The organism is Mesorhizobium caraganae (assembly GCF_016836705.1).
Classification (GTDB): domain Bacteria; phylum Pseudomonadota; class Alphaproteobacteria; order Rhizobiales; family Rhizobiaceae; genus Mesorhizobium; species Mesorhizobium caraganae.
Genome location: NZ_JAFCGY010000012.1, coordinates 124,048 through 147,880 on the forward strand (window position 1 = coordinate 124,048; position 23,833 = coordinate 147,880).

Annotated in this window: 21 protein-coding genes and 4 pseudogenes; 11 read left to right on the top strand and 14 right to left on the bottom strand. The window is 58.4% G+C overall.

Annotation, left to right across the window (positions count from 1 at the left end):
• Positions 1–23: 23 nt before the first annotated feature.
• Positions 24–389 (bottom strand): response regulator, encoded by a 366-nt coding sequence (locus tag JQK88_RS20555; RefSeq protein WP_203279277.1) that lies wholly within the window; start codon positions 387–389, stop codon positions 24–26.
• Complete coding sequence (locus JQK88_RS20560) at positions 382–1,434, bottom strand: HWE histidine kinase domain-containing protein (RefSeq protein ID WP_203279278.1); 1,053 nt, start codon at positions 1,432–1,434, stop codon at positions 382–384. The genes JQK88_RS20555 and JQK88_RS20560 overlap by 8 nt, the downstream gene beginning before the upstream one ends.
• 926 nt (positions 1,435–2,360) lie before the next feature.
• On the opposite strand from JQK88_RS20560, the gene JQK88_RS20565 reads away from it, so the two are divergent.
• Positions 2,361–3,518 carry an AI-2E family transporter gene (locus tag JQK88_RS20565; protein WP_203279279.1) on the top strand — a complete coding sequence of 386 codons (1,158 nt, stop codon included), beginning with the start codon at positions 2,361–2,363 and terminating at the stop codon, positions 3,516–3,518.
• Positions 3,519–3,705: 187 nt separating this feature from the next.
• On the opposite strand, the gene JQK88_RS20570 is transcribed toward JQK88_RS20565, so the two are convergent.
• On the bottom strand, positions 3,706–4,617 hold the full coding sequence (locus JQK88_RS20570) for a LysR family transcriptional regulator (protein ID WP_246749944.1): 912 nt from the start codon (positions 4,615–4,617) through the stop codon (positions 3,706–3,708).
• A gap of 497 nt (positions 4,618–5,114) precedes the next feature.
• On the opposite strand from JQK88_RS20570, the gene JQK88_RS20575 reads away from it, so the two are divergent.
• From JQK88_RS20575 to JQK88_RS20600, 6 genes are all read left to right on the top strand, one after another.
• Entirely contained in the window at positions 5,115–5,855 is a 741-nt protein-coding gene (locus JQK88_RS20575) for an ATP-binding cassette domain-containing protein (protein WP_203279280.1), read from the top strand.
• 16 nt (positions 5,856–5,871) lie between these two features.
• Positions 5,872–6,537 carry an ABC transporter permease gene (locus JQK88_RS20580; protein WP_203279281.1) on the top strand — a complete coding sequence of 222 codons (666 nt, stop codon included), beginning with the start codon at positions 5,872–5,874 and terminating at the stop codon, positions 6,535–6,537.
• Positions 6,538–6,548: 11 nt separating this feature from the next.
• Positions 6,549–7,277 (top strand): ABC transporter permease, encoded by a 729-nt coding sequence (locus JQK88_RS20585; RefSeq protein WP_203279282.1) that lies wholly within the window; start codon positions 6,549–6,551, stop codon positions 7,275–7,277.
• On the top strand, positions 7,274–8,398 hold the full coding sequence (gene alr, locus JQK88_RS20590) for an alanine racemase (protein ID WP_203279283.1): 1,125 nt from the start codon (positions 7,274–7,276) through the stop codon (positions 8,396–8,398). The genes JQK88_RS20585 and alr overlap by 4 nt, the downstream gene beginning before the upstream one ends.
• 80 nt (positions 8,399–8,478) lie before the next feature.
• Complete coding sequence (locus tag JQK88_RS20595; RefSeq protein ID WP_376740439.1) at positions 8,479–9,291, top strand: transporter substrate-binding domain-containing protein; 813 nt, start codon at positions 8,479–8,481, stop codon at positions 9,289–9,291.
• 97 nt (positions 9,292–9,388) lie between these two features.
• The gene (locus tag JQK88_RS20600; protein ID WP_203279285.1) at positions 9,389–10,624 is read left to right on the top strand and encodes a CapA family protein; all 1,236 of its coding nucleotides are present in this window, start codon (positions 9,389–9,391) and stop codon (positions 10,622–10,624) included.
• A gap of 336 nt (positions 10,625–10,960) precedes the next feature.
• Here JQK88_RS20600 and JQK88_RS20605 read toward each other — a convergent pair whose 3' ends face one another.
• Both JQK88_RS20605 and JQK88_RS36340 read right to left on the bottom strand, forming a co-directional pair.
• The gene (locus tag JQK88_RS20605; RefSeq protein ID WP_312037309.1) at positions 10,961–11,557 is read right to left on the bottom strand and encodes a DUF309 domain-containing protein; all 597 of its coding nucleotides are present in this window, start codon (positions 11,555–11,557) and stop codon (positions 10,961–10,963) included.
• A gap of 196 nt (positions 11,558–11,753) precedes the next feature.
• Positions 11,754–11,873: pseudogene (locus JQK88_RS36340) on the bottom strand (AsnC family transcriptional regulator); the annotation flags it as partial.
• Between the two features lie 125 nt (positions 11,874–11,998).
• On the opposite strand from JQK88_RS36340, the gene JQK88_RS20615 reads away from it, so the two are divergent.
• Complete coding sequence (locus tag JQK88_RS20615) at positions 11,999–13,114, top strand: saccharopine dehydrogenase family protein (RefSeq protein ID WP_203279286.1); 1,116 nt, start codon at positions 11,999–12,001, stop codon at positions 13,112–13,114.
• A gap of 235 nt (positions 13,115–13,349) precedes the next feature.
• Here the strand turns inward: JQK88_RS20615 and JQK88_RS20620 are convergent, their stop codons facing one another.
• Both JQK88_RS20620 and JQK88_RS20625 read right to left on the bottom strand, forming a co-directional pair.
• Entirely contained in the window at positions 13,350–13,667 is a 318-nt protein-coding gene (locus JQK88_RS20620; protein ID WP_203279316.1) for a transposase, read from the bottom strand.
• Between the two features lie 109 nt (positions 13,668–13,776).
• Positions 13,777–14,079, bottom strand: a complete 303-nt coding sequence (locus JQK88_RS20625; protein ID WP_203279287.1) for a hypothetical protein — start codon at positions 14,077–14,079, stop codon at positions 13,777–13,779.
• 100 nt (positions 14,080–14,179) lie between these two features.
• Here JQK88_RS20625 and JQK88_RS20630 point away from each other — a divergent pair, with 100 nt between their 5' ends.
• The gene (locus JQK88_RS20630; RefSeq protein ID WP_203279288.1) at positions 14,180–15,547 is read left to right on the top strand and encodes an MATE family efflux transporter; all 1,368 of its coding nucleotides are present in this window, start codon (positions 14,180–14,182) and stop codon (positions 15,545–15,547) included.
• 160 nt (positions 15,548–15,707) lie between these two features.
• Here the strand turns inward: JQK88_RS20630 and JQK88_RS20635 are convergent.
• A pseudogene (locus JQK88_RS20635) lies at positions 15,708–16,337 on the bottom strand (IS5 family transposase); the annotation flags it as partial.
• Between the two features lie 57 nt (positions 16,338–16,394).
• A pseudogene (locus JQK88_RS37810) lies at positions 16,395–16,706 on the bottom strand (hypothetical protein); the annotation flags it as partial.
• On the opposite strand from JQK88_RS37810, the pseudogene JQK88_RS20640 reads away from it, so the two are divergent.
• Both JQK88_RS20640 and JQK88_RS20645 read left to right on the top strand, forming a co-directional pair.
• A pseudogene (locus JQK88_RS20640) lies at positions 16,638–16,977 on the top strand (hypothetical protein); the annotation flags it as partial. The pseudogenes JQK88_RS37810 and JQK88_RS20640 sit on opposite strands and share 69 nt — an antisense overlap.
• A gap of 177 nt (positions 16,978–17,154) precedes the next feature.
• Positions 17,155–17,967, top strand: coding sequence for an IclR family transcriptional regulator (locus JQK88_RS20645; protein WP_203279317.1), 813 nt, complete (start codon positions 17,155–17,157; stop codon positions 17,965–17,967).
• 176 nt (positions 17,968–18,143) lie between these two features.
• Here the strand turns inward: JQK88_RS20645 and proC are convergent, their stop codons facing one another.
• From proC to JQK88_RS20670, 5 genes are all read right to left on the bottom strand, one after another.
• Positions 18,144–18,977: a pyrroline-5-carboxylate reductase gene (gene proC / locus JQK88_RS20650; RefSeq protein ID WP_210388352.1), complete on the bottom strand. Its 834-nt coding sequence runs from the start codon at positions 18,975–18,977 to the stop codon at positions 18,144–18,146.
• 95 nt (positions 18,978–19,072) lie between these two features.
• A complete protein-coding gene (locus JQK88_RS20655; RefSeq protein WP_203279289.1) occupies positions 19,073–20,620 on the bottom strand; it encodes an AMP-binding protein in 1,548 nt (515 codons plus the stop codon).
• 5 nt (positions 20,621–20,625) lie between these two features.
• The gene (locus JQK88_RS20660; protein ID WP_203279290.1) at positions 20,626–21,396 is read right to left on the bottom strand and encodes an enoyl-CoA hydratase/isomerase family protein; all 771 of its coding nucleotides are present in this window, start codon (positions 21,394–21,396) and stop codon (positions 20,626–20,628) included.
• A 257-nt stretch (positions 21,397–21,653) separates the two neighbouring features.
• The gene (locus tag JQK88_RS36345; protein ID WP_203279319.1) at positions 21,654–22,088 is read right to left on the bottom strand and encodes a transposase; all 435 of its coding nucleotides are present in this window, start codon (positions 22,086–22,088) and stop codon (positions 21,654–21,656) included.
• A 687-nt stretch (positions 22,089–22,775) separates the two neighbouring features.
• Entirely contained in the window at positions 22,776–23,618 is an 843-nt protein-coding gene (locus JQK88_RS20670; RefSeq protein ID WP_203279320.1) for an IclR family transcriptional regulator, read from the bottom strand.
• Positions 23,619–23,833 lie beyond the last annotated feature (215 nt).

Sequence of the window (23,833 nt, forward strand, 5' to 3'; positions counted from 1 at the left end):
ACAAGGGAGCCCTGTTTCCTCGATCAGGGAGAAAGAAGGCGTTCGAGTTTGGCGGTCAGTTCATCAAAGCTGAACGGTTTGCGAAGGACGGCACGGTCGCTGAAGCCTTCGCGCATGTCGCGACCGCTGTTGCCAGTCGAATAGAGGAACGGCACACCGCGCTCGGCAAGCGCGTCGGCCACGGTATTGCTGTCGTCGCCGTCCAGATTCATGTCCAGCATGGCCGCATCGAAAATCTGTGTTTTGATCAGGGCGATCGCCTGTCCAATCGTAGCCGCGGAGGTGACGGATTCGCATCCAAGATCGCTCAGCATGTCTTCAATCATCATCAGGACCAGAATTTCATCCTCGACAACGAGCACGCGCCGGCCAGAAAGCAGTTTATCCATCGCGTGATCCCGGTACCGGAATGTTCATCGTGCAGATCAACCCGTCCGGGCGATAGTCGAGTTGCACAGTGCCTTCGAGTTCGTGGGTCAGGCCGCGCTCGATCACACGTGAGCCGAACCCCTTTCGCAGCGGTGGCGTAACCGGCGGACCGCCCTGCTCTCGCCAGGACAGGATCAGCCGACGTCCCTCTAAGGTCGGCTCGATCGTCCAGTCGATCCGGATCGAGCCCTTGTCGTTGGAAAACGCACCGTACTTCACCGCGTTGGTCGCGAGTTCGTTGAACGCGATGCCAAGGGCCAGCGCCGCCTTTGTCGAAAGGCGAATGTTCTCGCCGGCAATCACCAGTCGCTCCGCTCGCCCGTCGGTGACGCCGAACGGTTCCAGGGCATCGTGGAGCACATCGAGCAGTCCGGCGCTATGCCAATTTTCACGGGTCAGCAAATTGTGCGACCGGGAGAGCGCAAACAACCGGGACTCGACAGCTTCGCGGATCACCTTTGGATCGGAATTGGCGCGCGATGCCTGCCAGACGATCGACTGCACCGTTGCAAGCGTGTTCTTCACGCGATGGTTCAGTTCGTCGATGAGCATTTTGGATTGTGCCTGCTCCTCCTTGTGTCTGGTGAGATCGACGAAGGAGGTAAAATACTGGACGATGGCGCCGCTCTTGTCGTGGACAGGATTGGCGAAAAGACCCGCCCAGAATTCGCTGCCATCCTTGCGTCTGTAAAGAATTTCCGCACCCGTCTCCGCATTGGCTTCGAACTCGACCTTGATGCGTTTCAACGCCTTGGCGTCGGCACCGTCCGCCATCAGGAAATTGAAGGGCTGACCGAGCACCTCTTCCCTGGCGTATCCGGTCAGGGCGAGGAAGGCATCATTGGCAAAAATGATCGGATTGCCGGGCTCTTTCGCGTCGGTGAATACCATGGCCATTCGTGTTGTCTCGGCGGCAACGACGAACGGGCCAAGGTCGTCCTGAAAGCCCTCGACTTCGGCTTCGGCGTCCTGCTGCTCTTCGGACTTGGCGACTATGCTGGACATGTCGTTAACCGGTCGACGTCCGCTATGTCGTTGACCGCCATCGCGCTTCTCCCACGGTTAAGGGGCGAAAGCGCGATCCACTCTTCCAATCGCCAGCGCCCACTCATCAGCTGGCAACACCGGCTTTCTACGCTTCCGACATTCGATTAGCGAGTCATTCAAACCAATATGTTCGGCAATCAACTGTTTCCATTATCGGCTTAACCGGGCTTAAAATCGTAATTCAAAGGAGATCTCTCTTCGGAAACTGCGTGAACTTCTGTTGTACGGATAGCGGCATTACCCAGAGCTCTTAAAAACGTGCCAAATGCGCCAGCGGCTCTGCGCTCGACAGAACCTCAGTTTGCCGAGATGAACATAGAGGTTGGCTGACCGCGCCATGGTCATCTCCTGACTTTCCGGCGCAAGAATGACGTTCCAAGGCATTGTTTCCGGTTCTCCAACGCATCCGTTGCTTGCTTTCGACTAGCGCGACCACGCAGACCCGAATAGATTGGTCGTAAGTGGTTCGCTGATCCTGTCACAATATTCGATAGTCAGTCCGGTGGTTCGGTAACTCATGATATCTTGCATCTCTCTCCGAAGTCTGCTGACGCTGAGCGCTCGGGTCAGATTGTCACCGATGTCGAAATCTTGAGGCTCCACTACGTACAACCCTACACCACTGGGGCAAGCGCTTCATGGGCAATTGGCGGCGTGCCGCGGCATTATACGACGGGCGGTTCTGCCGCGTGTCGGAGTCTCGTGTGTGAGATCGGATTTCGATACTGGACCATGATGGTTTTCCGGGTGCAACTTGCGAAACGATTCGAAGTCTTCGCGCTGACCCGTGATATCTGATTGATCGGGAGTAGAGCACAACTCATCTACGAGACAGCATATGCGCGCAGCCGAGTGAGGCAACGGGGACAAGGTGAACCACAACCATGGGTCCAATCGCACGACCACCGCAGCGCCCGCCTTCGTCGACGGACCGGAAGGCGTCTGAGCCGGAACCGAATGCCGAGCCGAGCCGGATGGTCGACGAAACGGAAATGCCGTTGCCATCCAATCCGCAGACATTCTTTCTTGGCGGTCTGTTCACGGTGAGCGTCGTGGTGATTGCCTATGTGGCAAGCTCCATCGTCCTTCCTGTCGTGCTTGCTTTCGTGTTGAAGCTCCTCTTGCAGCCTGTCGTTCGGTTGCTGGAGCGTGTCCATCTGCCAAGAGCCTTGGGGGCGCTCCTGCCGATTCTACTCGTTGTCGCAGTGTTGGTCGGTCTTGTTGCCGCCTTGTCGGGGCCTGCCGCGACATGGGCGGAGAGACTGCCGCAAGGGATACCGCGTCTTGAAACACATCTGGTGGTCCTGAAAGGCCCGATCCAGGCGCTGCAGAAATTCATCCAGCAGGTAGAAGAGATCGCCGACAATCCTGGACAGAAAGGCTCGACCGTCTCGATCCGCACTGACCTCGGCCTGACTGGCGCTTTGTTCTCCGGTACGCGCGCCGTCCTCGACGGCTTGTTCACGACCGTCCTGGTGCTCTACTTCCTGATGGTGTCGGGCGATACATTCCTTCGGCGATTTGTCGAGATCCTGCCGCGATTGAGCGAAAAGCGGCAAGCAGTCGATATCTCTCAGCAGATCGAGGGGGATGTGTCCGCCTATCTGTTGACGATTACCGGCATGAATGCCGCGGTGGGCATCGCCACCGCGGTCGCGATGTATCTTTGTGGGCTCGGAGACCCTCTCTTGTGGGGCGCGACGGCCTTCCTGCTCAACTACATCCCCATTCTGGGGCCGCTGTTCGGGATGAGCATCTTCGTCCTTGCGGGAATGCTCACCTTCGACAGCCTGTTATGGGCGCTGTTGCCGGCAGCCCTCTACTTCGGCATCCATCTCGTCGAGGGAGAGACGCTGACGCCGATGTTGCTCGCGAGGCGCTTCACCTTGAACCCCGTGCTCGTCATTCTGTCGCTGGTATTCTGGTTCTGGATGTGGGGTGTGCCCGGAGCGATCCTGGCTGTTCCCGTGCTGGCCATCGTGAAAATTATTTGTGATCGCTTGCGTCCGCTGAAGGCGCTGGGCCATTTACTTGAAGGCTAGGGGTAAGAACACCGCCGATAGGCCGGAAAACCGCGACGACAGTCAGCTTCAACTTCGGAAAATACTTAGCACGGGCTTCCCCTCCGGACACGGGATACTTCCCAGATCGGCCACGTCAACCTCTCCGAGGCGTCCTCGCTTCGGTTTGCCAGCGCATGGCCGCGACGGCAGGTCTCCGCCGATACCGTCACGCAGGGTCCCGCAGCGCATCGGCGAGCCGTTCGCGTGCCACCCGCAATTGCCCGCTTAACTGGCGTCCCCGCTGCCAAAACACGACATAATGATAAATCGCACTGGGTTCGAACGGCCGGAACTGAAGGCCAAAGAACGCGCATTCCTTCGCGACGATACTGTTTGTCACCGAAATCCCGACACCAGCCGCGATGAACGCAGCCTCATGTCCGTTGGCGTCAACCTCGACGGCGATGTTCGGCTCCACGCCCATGTAACGCAGAGCGTTCAAGTCCATCTGGTGAGTATTTTGGCGTGGCTCGATATCGATCATAGGCTCGTCGCGCAAATCTTCCGGCGTGATCAGGTCCTTCTCCGCTAGCCGATGCCCCGCCGGAAAGAGGCAGACATTGGTCGCAGTCGCGACCGGCATCCAGTCAAAGAGCCTCTCGTCGAGGGGCAGTCGCGACAGGCCCAGATCAGCACGTCCGTTGAGAACATGCTCTGCGACGTCCTGGTAGCTGCCTGACTTGATGTGGAAGACACATGAGCGGTCATCGACACGGATCTGCCTGACGGCCCGCGGGACAAGGGTGAAGCAAAAGATGTCTGGAGCCGCGATGCCAATTGCATGACCCTCAATCCCCTTGAGCGCCGCGATCGACTTTCCAACCCTGTCAAGGCTCAAAAACGTCCCGTCGATCTCGCGAAGCAGCTCCCAGGCCTGCGCCGTGGCGACCAGCCGGTTTCCCTCGCGCCTAAACAGCGGCACGCCAAGCGCCGTCTCCAGTTGCGCGACCTGTTGGCTTACCGCCGATTGGGTGACGCGCAGGACCTTGGCGGCCTGACGTTCAGAGCCCAGCCGCACGACCTGTCGGAAAATCTGCAGCTGGCGGAGCGTTACACCAGTGTTCGCAATCTCGACCAAGTTTGCCCCCGTCGGTCGTGCCTGCCCGGCGCTCTTACGTCGATAGTCATTGGGCCGGAGCAAACGACGACACCTTATCATGCGGCGGCGCGAACTGTTGAGCAAGCACGAATAGTGGGCCAAAAATGCGCATTTTCGGCACTAGTGCCCAGTATGGCTATATTAGCTCAGCTTATACGAAAAGAATCTAGCTTATAAATTGACCGGTCCGCCTGCCTTGGCCGATTGTTGTGGCAGATCACGGTCAAGCCTGGTCGCCCGCTGAGATGAGCTCTTGGGCGTCGCCTCGCCGCTGCCGGGTTTCAACGCAGAATGGGAATGGCGGATGATGCGACCATGGTCGGCAGCAGTGCGGAGCTTTTCGCCCAGTTCCGGGAAGGCTCGATTGCCGCAGCGGTTGGCGCGCATCGCATGTACGGCGGAAGACGTTTCGTTGGCACGCTCCGATCTCGATAAGTCAGGCCGCGATGACGTGGCGGCCCTCAGGGTAGAGGGACTTGAGAAATCGTTCGGCAATTACCCCCGTTCTACGTGGCGTTACGCTCACCGCCCATCGGCACGAGGTGATCTGCATTCTGGGAAGCAGCGGCTCCGGCAAGAGCACGCTATTGCGCTGCCTCAACCTGCTTGAGGTGCCGAACCGCGGGCGCATGTGGGCCTTGGGTGAGCGGTTGAAGCTTCGCGAGGCGGTAAACGGCCGTGGCGGCGCCGTTCTTGACCGACGCCAGATTCAACGGGTCAGGGCCTCCCTGGGGATGGTCTTTCAGAGCTTCAATTTGTGGCCGCACAGAACGATCCTTGAGAATGTCGCGGAAGGCCCAACGCACGTCCTGCGACAGCCACGGCGGGAAGCGATCGGGGTCGCGGAGCAATATCTCGCACAGGTCGGCCTTGCGGACAGGCGTCATCACTATCCGCGCCACCTTTCGGGCGGGCAGCAGCAACGTGCGGGCATCGCCCGGGCTCTCGCCATGGAGCCCGCCGTCCTGTTATTCGACGAGCCGACGTCGGCGCTTGATCCGGAACTGACCGGCGAGGTGCTCAAGGTCATCCGGTCGCTGGCCGAGGAGGGGCGCACCATGCTCCTGGTAACCCATGAGATCGCCTTCGCCAGGGAGGTCTCTACGCGCGCGGCGTTCATGCATGACGGCAAAATCGAGGAAGAGGGCCCATCGCAGCGGCTATTCCTTGACCCCGCTTCCGAACGGCTCCGCCGATTCCTTCAATCGCATTATTGATGGGGCGACCTGCGTCATGAACGGCTTCGCTATACAATTCCTGCACGGACTCAGCATGACGGTGCTGGTCGCGGCAGTCAGCGGTGTCCTCGGGACCGCCGTGGGCCTCGCCGGCGCCGCGTCGAAGCTGTCAGCTTATCGGATTCCGATGTGGCTGGCCGAAATCTATACGACCGTTATCAGGGGCGTGCCCGAACTGCTGGTGATCCTCCTCATTTATTTCGGGGGAACGGCGGCGATCACCTTCGTGATCGGCCGATATGTCGAGATCAGCGCCCTCTCGGCAGGTGTCATCGCGCTGACCGTCGTTTTTGGCGCCTACTCCACCGAGATCTTCCGCGGAGCCATCTTGAGTATCCCGCGTGGACAATGGGAGGCCGCATCATCGATCGGCCTGAAATCTTGGCAGATCTGGTTACTCGTGATCTTGCCGCAGATGGTGCGCGTGGCATTGCCGGCCTTCTGCAACCTCTGGATCTCACTCCTTAAAGACACAGCGCTGATTTCTGTGGTCGGCCTGACAGACATTATGCGTGTCGCCTTCGTCGGTGCGGGCTCCATGCGGGCGCCGCTCACATTCTATCTCGCCGCCTCCGCGCTCTACCTGCTGCTCACGAGCCTCTCGCTGTTGGCGTTCAGAATGATCGAGCAACACTTCGTTGTACCAGGCCAGTTGCGCTGAGGGGAATCCAGATGCAGCTCGACATCTTCCTCCAGAGTATCGCGACACTGGCAAACGCAGCGTTCCTGACGATAGCGCTGACGGTTCCGTCGCTGATGGTCGGTTTCATCATCTCCGTGCCCTTGGCCTTCATGCGGGCATCTGACAGCCGATATCTCTCGTCGGCCATACTGACCTACACCTACGTGTTCCGCGGTACGCCGCTGCTGGTGCAGCTCTTTCTTATCTACTACGGCCTCGGCCAGATCGAAGTGATCCGCCACAGCCCCCTCTGGGTGTTGTTGCGCGATCCCTTCTGGTGCGCGCTGCTCGCCTTCTCGCTGAACAGCGCCGCCTACACGACGGAACTCTTCCGGGGTGCAATCCAGGCGGTGCCGCGCGGGTTGGTCGAAGCTGCGGAAGCCATCGGCATGTCGCGTTTGCAGCGGGCCCGGCTCATCGTGTTTCCAATCGCGTTCCGCACCGCATTGCCGTCCTATACGAACGAGGTCATCGGCTTGCCGAAAGCCAGTTCCCTCGCTAGCACGGTGACGCTTCTCGAAATCACCGGCGTAGCGCGCCGGCTCGTTTCCGAAACTTTCGCGCCCTATGAAATATTTCTCGCCGCCGGCGTGATCTATCTCGCTCTCACATACCTCGTAACCTCGGTCTTCCGCCTCCTGGAGAGGTACCTCGCAGGCGCTGAGCCGAAGGTAGCGCGAAACACGGCGATGCTCTCGTTGCGGCGGGTTTCGCCATGACGAATGCCACGTCCCTGTTAGCGTCCGCAGCCGCAGCGTCGTGTTGGCGGGAGATCAGCCTGTCGGCGATCGTTCACAACTATCGCGCCGTCAGGTCGGCAGTGGGACCCGCCGTCAAGATCTTTGCTTGTCTCAAAAACGATGCCTATGGGTGTGGCGCCGCCGAGGTCGCGGCTGTGCTGGCGGCCGAGGGGGTGGACGGATTCGGCGTTGCCTCAGCGCGAGACGCCTATCGCGTCCGCTCGCGGGCTCCCCGGACGCCAATTCTGCTCTATCCGGGCATAAGTCCCCAATGGGCCAGCGACGTCGCGGAGCTGGATCTCACAATCACCCTTTCGAGCGCATCCGAGCTTGAGGCCTGGGCGGCGACATCGGAAAGGTTATCCGCATTCGTCAAGGTCGATCTCGGCTTCTGGCGCGCCGGCGCGCTCCCAGCCGAGGTTGAAGGATTGCTCGATAGGGCCGCCGCTACACCCAATATCGACATCAAGGGCTTGTACGCGCATTTGAACGAACTTCCAGGCACCGGGCCGACAGCTAGGGAGCAATGGAGCCGTCTGAAAGACCTTTTGGCAACCATCACCCGGCGACCCGCTATCGTCATGTTGTCCAGCAGCGACGGTGTGCTGCGCCACCCCGAGATGGATCTGGACGCGGTCGACCCTGGGGCAATGTTGTTCGGCATCGCCGACACTGCGAGGGCGGTACGCCCACTCACCCTCAGGCCAGCCCTTCACGCGATTAAGGCCCGGCTCGTCTCCGTCAAACGGGCTGATGCCAGCATTGGCCCTGCACCTGATCTGCCTGGTTATAGCCCCGACATGCGGATGGGTGTGCTTGGCATCGGCTGGGGACACGGGCTGCCGAGGGATTTGCCATTTGGCGCCAGCGCGATCATCCGCGGGACACGGGTCCCGCTGCTTGCTCCCCTGCACTTGGAGCATGTGCGTGTCAATCTGTCCCGCGTCCCGGATGCGGCCTTTGGCGACGAGGCGGTCCTGCTCGGATCAGCCGGCGGCGAACACATCGATCTCGCCGAACTGGCTATGCATTGGCGGACCGACTCTGTCGGCATCTGTTGCGGGCTGCAGCCGGACTTGGCGCGGGTCTATGCGCCCTGACTCATCAACGGACAACTCAACCAAAAGAGGGGAATCTAATCATGCCGAGACATCTTTTGCCGATCGCCTTCGCCGTAGCCATGCTTTGGACGATGAGCGCGCACGCCGGCGCCCGAACCGCGATCACGATCGCCTCCGAGGGTGCGTCTCCGCCATGGGACTCGATCGATGCCAACGGCCAGCTCGTTGGCTACGACATCGACGTCGGCAAGGAATTGTGCCGCCGCATGAACATCGAATGCAATTTTGTGGCGCAGGATTGGGACGGGATCATCCCTGCGCTCACCGTTGGAAAATACGACGCGATTATTTCCGGTATGTCCATCACCGAGAAGCGGAAGAAGACCATCTCTTTCTCAGAGCCCTACGCTATCGGCACCAACCAGATCGTCATGCGTCGGGATCTGAACTTGCCACCAACTGACATAAAGCGGAAGCTGAACCTCACGGGAATGGACGCCGGCAAACAGGCGATCCTTGACCAGGTCAAGGAGGCCCTGACCGGGAAAACCCTTGGTGTGCTGCGCTCCTCCAACTCCGAGGCAGTCTTGACCGACCTGTTCGGCAAGGTGGCGACGATCCGGAGCTACGACTCCCTGGAGAACCTGAAGCTAGATCTCGCCGCCGCCCGGATCGACGGTGGGTTGGCGGATTACTCCAACTGGAAGCTGTTTCTGGACAGCCCGGACGGCCAGAACGCGGCGTTCTATGGTCCGCAACTCTTTGGCGGGACGTGGGGACCCGGCATTGGCATCGGCATCAGGAAGGACGATGGAGATTTGGTGGAGGCATTCGACAAGGCGATTGTCGGCGCGGTCAATGACGGCACGTTGAAGAAGCTCAGCCTGCAATGGTTCGGCTTCGACCTCTCTCCACCCCAGCGCTCTGAATGACGTTTCGTAAGTTCTTCGAATTGCGGCATGGCGAAGCAACGGGGTTCGCCATGCTGTCGCCCCATGCTCGCCCTTTCCGAAAAGAAGCTCGCAAAAAATGACATCGCCCTTCACCGTCGCAATGACCGGCCAATCCTTGATTCACCACGATGTCCGTGCGTCGCCCGACAGCGGCTTCCATGACATTGTGCAGATGTTGAAAACTGCCGATGTCGCCTTCACCAACTTGGAGACGACCGTAACGGGACGCCACCCTGGCTGGCCGATGAAGGGATCGTTTTTCGGTTGTTCGGAGCCGTTTGTCCTCGACGTTCTGAAGGATATGGGCTTCAACACGCTGTCCTTGGCGAACAACCACGCTTTTGACTTAGGTCCAGGTGGGGTCCTTTCCACGCTCGAGGAGGTGGAGGCTCGCGGGTTTCTCCATGCGGGCACAGGCCCTGACCGTGCCGCCGCGAGGACATCTCGTTCGAAGAAGATGGGAGCGAAGACGGTCGCATTGGCTGCCATGGACGCCGGGCCTGGCCCGGCGACAATGTATGCCGACGACGCAGCTTCGGACAGACCCGCCAGGCCGGGCGTTAACAGGCTAGAGGTGCGCCGGCTCTTCACTGTTGATCCTGAAAAGTTCGACATGCTGACCGCCATACAGTCGATATTCAAGAGCGGCGAGTTGGAGAGGGCAAACTATTACCAACCAGACGATCCGCCAGTCGTGAGCGACCCTCGCGACATCGACTTCTACGGGACGGTGTTCCGACGGTCGGTCCAGAATCGGCGGCACATTCTCATTGACCAAACCAGTGCGTCCAGTCAGCTTGCCGCGATAAACGAGTCCGCCCGCCGTGGCGAGTTCGTCATAGCCTATCTTCACCACCACCACTGGGAGGCCGACTGGCGCGAAGTTCCCGAGTGGGTGAGGGTATTCGCCAGGAGATGCGTCGACACAGGTGCGCGGATATTTGCCTGCCACGGTGCGCCTGTGCTGCAGCCGGTGGAGATATACAAATCGGCGCCACTGTTTTTTGGGCTCGGCAATTTTATCTTTCACGTTCCAGAGCACGAAGCTGAGTGGAACTCGGCCGACGTCTGGAAAAGCGTGGTGGCCCTTTGCTCCTTCAATGAAGACGGAGCACTCTGTGGCATGTCACTGGAACCGATCATCCTGGGTGGAGAGAAATCCCTTGAGACGGGGCTACCTCACACGAGGCGCGTGCCGGTACTAGCCAGGAGCGAGATGGGCCGCTCGATCATCGAGGATCTTGCCCGGCGGTCGGCGTCATATGGCACGAAGATCGAAGCGGACCGCTGGTCGGGAAGGCTAGTCCTTTAAGCGCTACTACAGCGAGAGCATAGCGCGGCGACGTTGAATCTCACCTTGATCGAGAGTGTCGCGCACGTCTCTTCCAGATCGCCACGCTATACCCGGCATCGTCGAGGCTTCAAGCAGCGCCTCAGCCTCGTCGACCCGCAGGATGTCGCAGTCCTAGCCGGCAACTGCTCTTGTTCGGATCGTTCCAGACGACTGCATAGATCTCCGGTCGGATGGGAGGACATCGCATTCTCGGCCGACTTCTTATGATGTCAGGACGCGCAAGCAAAGGCTTCGAAATTCCTCATCCTACGACAGGTATTGGGCCATCGGCCCAAGCTGTGATCTTGGCCAATTTTAAGGACGGATACGGAGCCCATAGATTTCCGAGTTCAAGTGCGGCCTCAAAGGGCCGGCTCGGCAGAAGCGCCACCTGATAAAATAGCGCCGCAGCCCTTGCCGAATGGCGCGCGGCAGCGACCCGCTTTCCTTCGCGGATCTCACCCCGGCCGCTGCCAACAGGATCAATCCCTTGAAGAACTGGCGATGCTGAGCGCTTTGTTTCGCAGCGTGCCATAGAGGCTCCCAAGCTTCATGAGCTTCCCAGTAATAGCCGTGGTTGAAGAGGTCGATACCCCATCGGAATGCGTGTGAGCTGAGTGCTTCCTCGACGGCAACAACGGTCACCGGGTCGCTTTGGTAACTGTGACCCAAGGGGTCGCGCACCGGATGTGGATGTTTGCCAGGAAGGTATGCGTAGCTCGGGAAATTCTTTTCCGGCAGCAAGCGAGGACGTGACATATACCCAGCAATCATGAACGCACGTTGATGGCAATTCACGTCACATGGAATCTGATGGGACATTCGTCGCGGTTGTGACTGGCATCCAGTCAAAGAGTCTTTCGTTAAGGGGCAGACGCGACACGCCCAGATCAGCGCGCCCGTTGAGCACATGCTCTGCGAGGTCCTGGTAGCTCCCGACTTGACGTGGAAGACGCAGGATCGGTCATGGACACGGATCTGCCTGACAGCCCGCGGGATTAGGGTGAAGCAAAAGATGTCTGGCGCCGCGATGCCGATTGCATGACCTTCAATCCCTTTGAGCGCCGCGATCGACTTTCCAACCCTGTCCAGGCTCAGGAACGTTCCGGCGATCGAGCCGCGCCTGAATTGTCGTGCGCGACACACCCAACCTCCGCGCGAGCACGGCGGTGGGCATGCGCGCGTCTTCTGCAAGCAGCACCAGAAGTTGGCGATTTTTGTCCGAAACCTGCGTTTCGTTAAATTCTCTCCTGCGATGCGACGAACGGAGGTCAGAATTTTATAAAAGTTAACACTACAACCGCACCACCTGAGAGCATTACCGTCGGATATGGTGCTTTGCAGGAGGAAATAATGAAGGATGTCGTCGTCATCGGATCTGGAAAGATCGGATCCACGATCGCTCGGCTGCTTGCGGATAACGGGGACTATCATGTGACAGTCGTCGACCGCGGTGCCGAACAGCTGGCGGAAATTGAAAGTGGTCCAGCCCGTTCGACGGCAATCCTCGATATCACCGACGAGGCAGCCTTGTCTGCGCTGATGTCCGGCAAATATGCGGTACTGAGCGCGGCGCCTTTCCAGCTGACGGTTACCATCGCGACTGCTGCTGCAAAAGCTGGGGTGCATTATCTCGACCTCACCGAGGACGTAGAGTCCACTCGGCAGGTAAGGCGGATCGCCAAGACAGCCAAGACCGCATTCATTCCACAATGCGGACTGGCGCCCGGCTTCATCTCCATCGTGGCGAGCGACCTTGCACGAAAGTTCGACAGCCTCGACAGCGTGCGGCTGCGCGTTGGTGCACTCCCGCAGTTTCCGAGCAACGCCTTGAACTACAACCTCACCTGGAGCACGGACGGGGTCATCAACGAGTACATCCAGCCCTGCCAGGCCGTCGTCAACGGCGAACTCGTTGAAGTGCCAGCACTGGAGGAACGCGAAGAATTCTCGCTCGACGGCGTCACCTATGAGGCCTTCAATACCTCCGGCGGATTGGGGACGCTCTGCGAAACGCTGAAGGGCAAGGTCAACACGCTCAACTATCGAACCATCCGCTATCCCGGTCACGCCGCCATCATGAAGGCGCTTTTGCAGGACTTGGGGCTACGGCACCGCCGTGAGGTACTGAAGGACATACTCGAACACGCACTGCCTACGACGCTACAGGACGTCGTGATCGTGTTCGTGGCTGTTTCCGGGCGAAGAAGTGGCCGCTTGATCCAGGAAACCTACGCGAACAAGATCTACAGCACGCAGATTGGAGGGCGCATCACGAGCGCGATCCAGGTTACGACCGCTTCCAGCATCTGCGCGGTACTCGATCTGCTTGCTGGCGGGTATATCCCGGCCCACGGCTTCGTTCGCCAGGAGGACATTGCGCTCGACGCATTTCTGGGGAACCGCTTCGGTGTCTACTATCGGCAGGGAGAAGCGGTGAAGGGCCATGGCGTTACAGTTGCCGCATGACCAGGCGTTTCCGAGATCGTGCGGTGCCAACGAAACAACTTGCGCCGTGCATCCGATGCGCGCCAACCGGTTCGGCAATCGAGCCTTCCCGGAACTGAGCGATCCTCGCGGGTGATCTCTTTGCCCCCGATCAGCTCCTCGCGATAGCAGCAGCGACAGTGGGCGGAGCAGGTCACCGTCACATAGAGCAGACCAAGCTCATACTTATGGATCAGCCCTTCGCGCGGGCTATAGGTCATTTGCTTGCCCTGGATTTTCGTCGAGATCGTAGGTCTCTTTCGGGCTGGCTTTCACCAGCGTTTGCATGGGTCGGCTGCTCCGGTACGATCGTCGCTTGCACGAAACCGCAGACGCCACCTTTGCCAAGCCGACCCTCGCGATACGCCTTGCGACAGGCAAACAGCAGTGGGTTGGAAATCCCATGGCGCCGCGCTGTCGCGGATGCCTGCCGCGGAGCCGAATTGCCATCCTCGACGATCCGCAGCTTCTCCTCCTCCGACCAGCGGCGCCGGCGGCCAGTGCCAACAATCTCGAGACGAGTGACTGGCGACAGTCAGTAGCGATATCCATACCGACCGTCAGCTACACCCTCACTTGGCCCGCAAGGCAGTTTCCCTCTGACTCGTACCCAGCGACTGGCCAGTCCTCGTTTCAAAAAACCTTCAAATAATTTTGCGGGATCTTTGCACTTCCCAATTGCCGACAATGGTACGTTCATTTTCCTTTTTGAGATCGGGCGCGACCAAGACGCCGCCCGGCATTGGATGGCCCGACAGTTCCGCTTCGATACAACTGTTCAGGTATTGGTTCCGCAGATGCCAGATGTCTTTCAGGCGGTGCCGCTTGCTACCGAAGGGTGCAGAAGCGAACAGTCCAGCTGTAGATGGTGGTGTAATCGCCCAATGGCTCGCTGCGCCATCGTCTCTTTTAAATGATATCAGCTGAGAGATCGGGCCAAGTGCCAATCCGCTCGAAGCAAGATTGAGGCAAGTCGAAATGGCCTCCCAAGAATCGCAAGTTTGCGGAAACTGTCCAAGGGCCGCTCGTCACACCGACTGTAATCAAATGCAATCGATCCAACAGGAGCCGAACGTGGCAAAGAAGACGTCGATTCAAGGCTCCACGCCATTCAGGGTAACCCATCGGCAGGTACTGGCAATTGCCATTCCGATGACGCTCGCATATCTCACGACGCCGCTGCTTGGCCTCGTTGGTACGGCCGTAGTTGGCCGGTTCGGTGATGCAGCTTTAGTTGGGGGTCTTGCCGCCGGAGCGGCGGTCTTCGACATCGTTTTCGCTGCCTTCAATTTCTTGCGCTCCGGCACGACAGCACTAGTCGCCCAGGCTTTCGGGAGAAACGACGCTCTGGAAGAGAAGGCGGTCTTCTGGCGGGCGCTTGTCATCGCTGCAATTTCTGGCCTGGGCCTGGTCTTGTTTTCGCCGTTGATTGCCGTGGTTGGCGAATGGTTCATGAACACGGAACAGCGTGTGACCGCCGCGATGGATTTGTACATTCGCGTCCGTCTTATCGCAGCACCTGCTGCCTTCATTAACTATACAATTCTCGGCTACTTCCTAGGCTGCGGCAATTCAGTCCTCGGCCTTCTCCTGCAACTTCTCCTGAACGGGATGAATGTCGCCCTCTCGATCCTTCTAGGTCTTTATCTCGGTTGGGGCATTTCAGGCGTCGCCTGGGGGACTGTCTTCAGTGAAGGCGTCGCCATGGTCGCCGGGATGACAATCCTCTTGGTCCGCTTCCGCGCGATGCCGAAAATGTCGCGCCAACTTACGTTCAACATGGCGGCAATAGGGCGAATGCTTTACGTCAGCGGTGACATAGTGACCCCTTCTTGCATGCTCCTGGGTGCCTTTATGCTGTTTACGAGACAGAGCGCCCAGCTTGGCGCGTTGACCCTCGCCACTAATGCGGTCCTGATGCATATATTCCTGGTCGCGGCCTATTTTCTTGATGGGTTTGGAGCAGCGGCCGAGCAACTCGTCGGGCGAGCGCTTGGTGCCCGTTATCAGCCGGCTTTTTCACAAGCCGTTAAGCTGACCGCAGGCTGGGGACTTGCGCTTGCGGTTCTTGCGAGCGTTGTGATCTTCGCGTTCGGTGAACATCTCATTGGCGCCATAACAAAGGCAGCTGATGTGCGAGCCGAGGCGGCTCTCTATCTTCCTTGGGCGGCCTTCGCAGCACCGAGCGGCGCGCTCGCACTTCAGATGACCGGCGTCTTCGTGGGCGCAACTTGGTGGCTCGACGTGCGCAATATGATGCTCCTATCCTTCGCGGCCTTTGTCACAACTTTGTTTGCATTCGGCCAGTTGTTCGGCAATCATGGACTTTGGGCCGCTTTTCACATTTTTCAACTGCTGCGAGGGGTAAGCTTGTTGCTGGTACTGCGCCGCCGCGCCGGCACCGCCTTTGCGTAGACCAGTCGATATGCCGTCCGTCACTTAGGGCCTGTTGCGCAGTTGAGAGCGCTGGCGGGAATGGAATGCGGCGGGTTGTTGCTTGTCTTTCCGGGGATTTTGCGTTTGGTTTTGAGCTCCGGGCGGCGGTTCGGCCTATACGGCCGGGCTGCAGGCGCACCTATCCTGTGATGGCGGCCCATCGGCGCATGTTAAAGGCGATCGCCGCCAATGTCACTTGGGCGCTGGCCTTCGCCAGCCCGACATAGCGGATGGTGGTCAGCCTCATGCGGTTCTTGAGCGTCGCGAAGGTGGTCTCCACCGCCGCGCGGCGTCTGGCGATCAAGCGGTTGTAGTGTTTGAGCCGCGGCGGCAACGGATGGTGCTTGTTGGGCCGCCGTGCGATGCGAGGCTTCTTGCCTTCGGCCTTGAGCCGGGCGCGACGGGCATGGGTGTCGTAGGCGGCGTCCGCCCACACCGTCTTCTCGTCGCCGCAGATCAAATGATCGGCCATCACCGTGTCGTTGACGTTGGCCGGTGTGGTGATCACTTTGCGGATCAGGCCCGAACCCTCGTCCACTGCGACATGAGCCTTGTAGCCTAAGGTGAAGCCGCTCTTGCCCTGCCGCACGGTGGGGCGCGCGTCCGCATCCTTCGAGGCCCGCTCACCCGAAGGCAGCGATGAGACCGCATCGATCAGCGTGGCATCCAGCATCGTGCCACGCTTCAGGATCACGCCGGCCTTCTCCAACTGCCGGTCCAGTTCGCCAAACAGCTTCTCAAGCAGACCTTCGCCGACAAGCAGATTGCGCAGCGGAAGATCGACGCGGTGGACCAAGTAAACGAGATTGCTGCGTTGCACTACCAAGAGTAGCTCGGTGCGACGATCCTCCAGCCATTGTGCGCGGGCCAGCGATTCGGCGGCACGTCGAAGCATGCGATGAATGCGGCCACCGGCGCATCGCCGTCAACACCTGCCTTATGGGCCAAGTCCGCGTTACAGAATTGGCCCATAAGGCAGCTAACGAGCAACGCCAATTACCTGTCGCGACAGGCATTCCCCCCGCTGCCAAGCGCCGCGGTCCGGCACAGTTCGATCGCCGTCAGCATCATGCCGTGCGCGATAGGGTTCGCCGCAGCAGCGGAAGATATCCGCCACTTCCGGCCCCGAGCGGGCCATCGCCGCTCCGCCGTCGCGAAGGCGTCGATCAGCCGGGCGACAGCCTCCCGCATCGATCATGATCCCGACTTCCGTCGCAGAAGAAGCAGCCCCACGAGCGCCATCGCCCCGATCCGCTCGAGCATATCTTTGACGCCGAAGTCATTCCGCTTCTCAAGGCCGCTCCCGGGATCCGGGCGGTCGCGGTTTATGACGAGATGCTGCGGGGCATCCGGAGTTGTCCGAAGGCATGCGTCGTACGCTTGAGCGGCGAATCGGAGCATGGCGAGCCGAGCAGCGAAATCGACGCGCTTATGCCCTGGAACCACGCCGTTTGACGGCCTCAGTTACAGGCGTCGGCAAATGGTGCCACTTGCGCAGAGCCTACCTGTATTGGGAGCTGGACTTTGCATTCGCATTGGATAGCAATGCGCACGGGGTGGCATTCCGGTATGAATTGGGAGTGACGATGCTCGATAACAAGAACAAGAGCAGGGCTGGGCTCAATTCACTCGCTTCATTCTCGAAGCCCAACGTCGATGAACGGCTCTATCTGGGAACTATCGAGAAAGGGCTGCTTATCCTTGATACCTTCTGTGCCAATCCTCGCCCCATGACATTATCGGAAGTCTCGGAAGCGTCTGGGTTGAATAAAAGTGCAACCCAGCGCGTGCTCTACACGTTGCGGGCGCTCAGGTACCTAACTCAGAACGAAATAACGCGGCAATATTCTCTGTCAGCGAGGGCTATGAATATCGGAAATGCCTACCTACGCAGCAATCCCATAGTTGAAGTAACCTTTCCATACCTGCTCGAGGCCAACAAACGATCACAGGAGACCGTCAACCTGGCGGAGCTCGATGGTTCCGACATCATATTTATCTCGCGTGTTCCAAGCAGGAACGTGATGAGCTCGTACGTAACGGTTGGTACGCGCCTCCCCGCTTTCGTCACGGCGCCAGGGCGCGCCATCCTTGCGAACCTTGAGCCCGCCTCAATCAATGAGATTCTGCACACGATCAGCAATCGGCAAAGAATTCTCAAACAATTGGAGGGAGTGCGCCAAAAGGGCTTCTCCATAACCGACCAGGAGGCGATACCTGGAGACATCTCGACGGCCGCGCCGGTGTTTGGCTACGATAACAAAGTTATAGCTGCTGTTAATATCGCGGCTTCGACCGCCAATTGGACGCCTGAGAGAGTGGAGGCTACACTCAGCCCGATCACAGTTGATATCGCTCGCCAGATGTCCAAAGTTGTTTCCCAGTACAGGCGGACATAAGCTGAAAAAAACGGTCCCCTACCCGATCGACGAATTGGACCGTAGGATCGTTCAAACGTAATTGTGTGCTAACGCACGCTCCGTCTTCCGTTTTATGCCGCCGGTACAGAGAGCAACAAGAGGTGTTGCCGTGCAAGGGCGAGCTAAGTCACCGAGAAAACTGATTGCGCGAGTATTCACGCATTCGCGGAAAGTGATTTTGATCTATCGAAAGCCGCTTTCGTCGTGCGGCGAATGAGACACAAGAGTTTATCCTCTGCTGTTAGGAGCGAGAGTGCCGCTTCTGTCGTCCCGTTGGCGCTTGTTACTTGCCGCCGGAGTTGGGCCGGCTCGCTTTCAGTTTGCAAAGCCAGGGCGCCAGCGCCGTAAACAGTCTCCTTGACGAGCTTTATTGCGAGCTCTTCTGGAAGGCCGAGCTCGTGAGCGGCTATGGTAAGGCACTCCATAAAATAGAAGATATAGGCTGGGCCGGAACCGCTGATAGCGGTCGCAGCGTCCAACACAGATTCGTTATCCACCTTATGTACAGGGCCGCCGGCGGCAAACAGGGACGCCACTCTGTTCAGGTTTAGCTCCTGAACGCCGTCGCCTGGGAAGACAACCGTCGATCCCTTACCAATTGCGGTAGGAGTATTGGGCATGGCCCGTATCACTCGCGCCTTTCCGAGGAGTGTCCTCAGATCCCTGATAGTCAAACCCGCAGCAATGCTTACGAAAATAGCTTGTTCGGAAAAACGACGGTAGATCGGCGACTCTGCCGTTATTGCTTGGGGCTTTAGAGCGAAAACGACCAGATCGGCTTGATCCGGCAGGCTCTCTGGCGTCTCATGTACCTTGATCCCTAATCGTGCCGCTCGCTCGCGAAGATCGGCAAGAGGCTCAACGACATGCACATTCCTCGGATCAAGTGCCTTTGAGCCTAACCAGCCGCTCAAAAGCGCGTAACCCATATTACCGCAACCGACGAGTATCAAACGATCGGCCACTGCCGATGGTACCTTGCCAACCATCTAGCCCTTCCTTTCGCAGTCGCTCTCATTTCGAAACACAAGGGTCGCGGCGCCCTTTTTTAGACTCCGCGGAAGCCGGGTAGAGCCGATCGCGCCTAGATCGGAGCTGACTGTTGCGCCGCCATCCGATCCCAACAATTATCCAAGTCTGTCGGAAGCAGATGTTTCATGATCCTTTGACTTGGCGTGCGCTCGAACTCACCGACGATTTCGATGTAGCGAGGGTTCTGATAGGAGGCCAGACGTTCGGCCAGCCAGCCCGATAAGTGTTCCGGTTCGATTGACTTGCCTTTCTTGGCTTTCACAAACAGCTTGATGTCCTGTTCGCCGATGTCAGCAGTGACACCGATCATTGCGCAATCTTCGACAGCGGGATGACTTGCCGCTACGTGCTCAACCTCCCAAGCCGACACGTTCTCACCCTTGCATCTGACGCTGTCAGTGATGCGCCCGTGTAACCAGAGGTTTCCTTCAGCATCCAAGGTGCCCGAGTCGCCGGTGTGCAGCACTCCTCCTACAAGGGCTTTGTCGGTCGCTTCTTGGTTGTCCAGGTACCCTTTAAAAAGCGCACCCTCCAACGACGACCGGACAATAATCTCTCCTCTGCTGCCGGGAGCTACGGGATTGCCGCTCTCGTCTACAACGTCAACAGTGTACCAAGGCATCGGCTTGCCGACCGAACCGACCACGCCCTCGATATTGCAGGTGGTGATGCTCGAGGCTTCCGTCATGCCGTAGCATTCCCGTATTTGCACGCCGAAGCGGTCCCTGAACTTTGGCCAGGCGTCCTTGGGGCAGCCGCCACCCCATGCAATGCGCACCAGATGTTGACGGTCGAGGTCGCTTTCCGGCTTCTTTAGCAGAATTTGCAAAATGCCGCCGAGGTAGTGAATGTGGGTCGCGCCAGCGTCTCGTACCTGACTCCAGAAAGAGCTCGCGCTGAAACGATCGACCATGGCCAATGTGACATCTTCGATGATCGGCAAAGTGATCAATTGAGCGCCGCCGATGTGGAAGAGCGGCTCCCAAACGAAGAATACGTCTTCTGATTTCATCGCCGTCAGGATGCGAGCGGCCTCCCCAGCAAGCCGCAACATGCCATGCGTGACGAGAACACCCTTCGGTCGTCCGGTGGTCCCGGACGTGTACATTATTGCAAATAGATCATCGGCTTCGAGCCGAACGTCGGCGAAAGGCAATTTCTTCTGCAGAACTGTCTCGAGTGAACGCCCATCATACGGTTCACCAATCGTCACCACCGCGTCAGATGGAATCCCGGCGTGGCAATCAACAATGCTCGGAAGAAACTCTCGATCGCAGACCACCAGTCTTGGCTTGCTGTGGTCCAAGATGTAGCGCAGCCCCTCGCCTTTCTGATGAACATTTACCGGAACCCAGACGGCGCCTGAGCGGGCAATCCCGAAAAGTACGGCTAGGGACAGCCGCGAATTTCGCATCATCACTGCGACACGATCGCCAGGCTGCATGCCTCTAAGACGTAGCTCGGCCGCAAATGTCGTGGACTGTTTGTTCAGCGTAGCGAAACTTAGTGGTTCACCGTTAAACTTGGCAAAGATCCGATCCGGGTTCTGATCGGCCTTTTTGCTGAAGTCCGCAATAAAGCCATTGGGGGACTTGACCATAAATGTCACGCCTTCCTGGCTGCACGTTCAGCCAAGAACTTGTCCATCATCCGAGACGTCTCGCCGGAGGCGTAAGCCTCACGATGGATCCGCACCGCCGCATCGAGACACTCGCGGAACCCGGCCTCGGTCATCTCGCGAAGCCACTGCTTGTCTAGGCGCATGGCAAGAGGAGGCTTCGCTGCCAATTCGCGTGCCAGCGAGAGAGCGGCGTCCAGGACGCTTTCCGCCGGAACAATCTTGTTGATGATTCCGATCGAATGGCACTCCGTTGCATCCATCAATCGGCCGCTGAGCGTCAAATCTGTGGTGCGAGCAAGCCCCAGGATTTCCCGCATGATCCACGGCCCAGTGACGCTCGCAATGCCAGAATTGATTTCGGGCTGACCCATCCGTACTCCAGAATGGCCAATGCGGAAGTCGCAGAGCAGTGCAACCTGGAACGCCGAACCGGCGGCAACTCCATTCAACGCCGCGATCAGCGGCTTAGGAAGCGATCGAATGACATCGTACAAACGCTCCCATTCTGCGATCCATTTGGAACCGCTATCACCGTCGAACGTCTTTGCTTCGTTAAAATCTTGACCTGCACAGAATGCCCGGTTCCCCGCCCCTGTCAGGACAATCGCACCGACTGCCTTGTCGCTCTGGAGTTCCAGGAGGGCATCGATAAGTTGGCTCCGCATTGGAGCGTGCCAGGCATTAAGGATTTCCGGCCTGTTGAGTGTGATGACAGCAACTACATCGTGCCTGTCGATGAGAATATAGCGATCCACGGCCTAGCCCACATTGGAATGCAATATCGAATATCATATAGTGTGAATAGGTCCCGCGGTTAAGTCAAGCGTCTTTTCGCCTATTCGGATTTGGAACGCTTTTTGTCTGGCGCGAGAAATCGCGACGCGATTGGATCGCCCGCGTCTAAACCGCAGACGTTTTTGAACGCGTATACGGGGATTTATCGAGAGTTAACAGGCTGCGGAAAAACCCAAGCCGTTAGGCCCTTTGCCGTTGGATTGATGCGAAAATCAGCTCACCCTAGGGTCATTGTGCCGGCTCTTGTCAGGCTCTTTCGACCGGTTTTGCGCAATCCACCGGTTTGAGGCGGATTAGGCACGCCCTCGGCCATCAGCTTTGGCAGCCGGACCAGATTGTAGGCGGCGACGGTTAAGGTAAACGCCCAGTCCACCTTCTCGGTCCCTCCATGGCGCGTTTGGCGAAGACTTCCGGTGGTCTTGATCCACCCGAAGACCCCCTCAATCCGCTTACGAATACGCAGGCTGATCGTATAGCCGGGATGCCTCGTCGTGCGCTCATCGAGAGCGCTTCGATGCAGGATGCCGTTCTTGTGACATACTCGTGCTTGGCGATGTGCGGGGTAACCTTGCGCTTGCGCAGGGCGGCGACAAACGCGCGCGCGTCGTAGGCCTTGTCCGCACCGAGCGTGATCCGTCGCTTGGCATCCAATCGATCCACCAAAGCCAGTGCCGCTTCCGAAGGGTTTTTCCGCAGCCTGTTATGTGACCACCGCCGCATAGGTGATTGCGGGCAAGGCGAAATCCGCTGGCAAGATGTGTATCGCACGGATCGCTTGAAGCGGATGATCCGATGGAACCTGAGCCTCGCAACTCACATACGAAGAAAACCCTTCCGTCCCATCATCTTCGCCGCGCATCTCATCCTCCGATCTCTCCGGGGGAATCGAATCACGGACAGACCTCAGACGCCATGCAGATTAGCTATGGTTTGGACGTTGACGAGACTGACCATGTCCTGGGGCCGTCAAAGTTTGCGCAAACATGCCCGTGTCGCAATGGGGCTTCACTCTTCACGAAAGACGCGACGCTGTAGCGACGCGGCTCCAGAGGCTTTTACCATCGGCCAGTTCAGCACATTCGACCGCCGCGGTAGCCAACGCCTCTTGGAGGCGCTGATCGCGCCAAACGTTCGCCCTTTGGCAGCAACCAGCGCGCTTGGGTGTCGCCGTCGTCATTGCCGGCACCGCTTTCGTGCAGTAGCGCGCAAACGCGGGGCGCCAGATACTTTTTGGCTCAAACAGACGCTGGGCTCGCAAGAGGCGCATGCTAGTGATGGTCGCGTTCAAGATGGCCAAGGTCCTCTCGTGCCAACACTCTTTGAGAGCCTGCCCTGCAGCTCATGTGCGCCTATACTGGGACACCACCTTGGACATCTGGCGTGCGATTTCAACGGTAATAGGGCTCAGCTCAGCTTCCACTCTCTCAGCAGTCCAACTGGCGGTTGAAGCAGCAATATTAACGGCAGCCACAACTTTGTTGTCGTAGCCGAAGACCGGCGCAGCGGTCGAAATGTCTCCGGGCATCGCCTCTTGATTGGCGATAGCGAAGCCTCTTTGGCGAACCTTTTCCAATTCCTTGAGAAGCTTTTGCCGACTTGTCGTGGTGTGTGGGGTGATCGCTGAAAGGCTCGAGCCATTTAAAATGGCGTTACTAGCGTCGGCGTCGAGGTTGGCCAGGATCGCGCGCCCTGGCGCAGTGGCGAAAGCGGGGAGACGCGTGCCAATCGTCACGTAGGAGCTCATCACGTTCCTGCTTGGAACACGCGAGATAAATATGATGTCGGAACCATCAAGTTCTGTCAGGTTGACTGTCTCCTGCGATCGTTTGTTGGCCTCGAGCAAGTATGGAAATGTTGCTTCCACGATGGGATTACTACGAAGATAGGCATTTCCGATATCCATAGCCCTCGCGGCCAACGAATATTGCCGAGTTGTCTCGCTATGGGTTAGGTATCTCAGCGCTCGCAACGTGTAGAGCACCCGCTGGGTTGCACTCTTGTTCAACCCAGATGCCTCCGAGACCTCAGCGAGCGTCAACGGTCGAGGATTGGCACAGAACGTATCGAGGATTAGCAGCCCCTTCTCGACAGTTCCCAGATAGAGCCGCTCGTCGACGTTGGGCTTCGGGAATGAAGCAGGCGGATTGAGCCCAGTCCTGCTTTTGTTCCTCTTGTCGAGCATGGTCACACCCAAATCCCTAGCGAAATGCGGTCCCGCATATTGCTATCCAATGCGCGCGCAAAGCTCAACCCCCATTCGAGCTAGCCAGGTGGCAGCGCCGCCGCTAAACGAATTCCCTCTTGACCGGCTAAATGCAATATGCGATATTGGATAACAATATTACAAAAGCTCGATCGTTCGGGAGGAACCATGACGGCTTACGGCTTCATCGAATG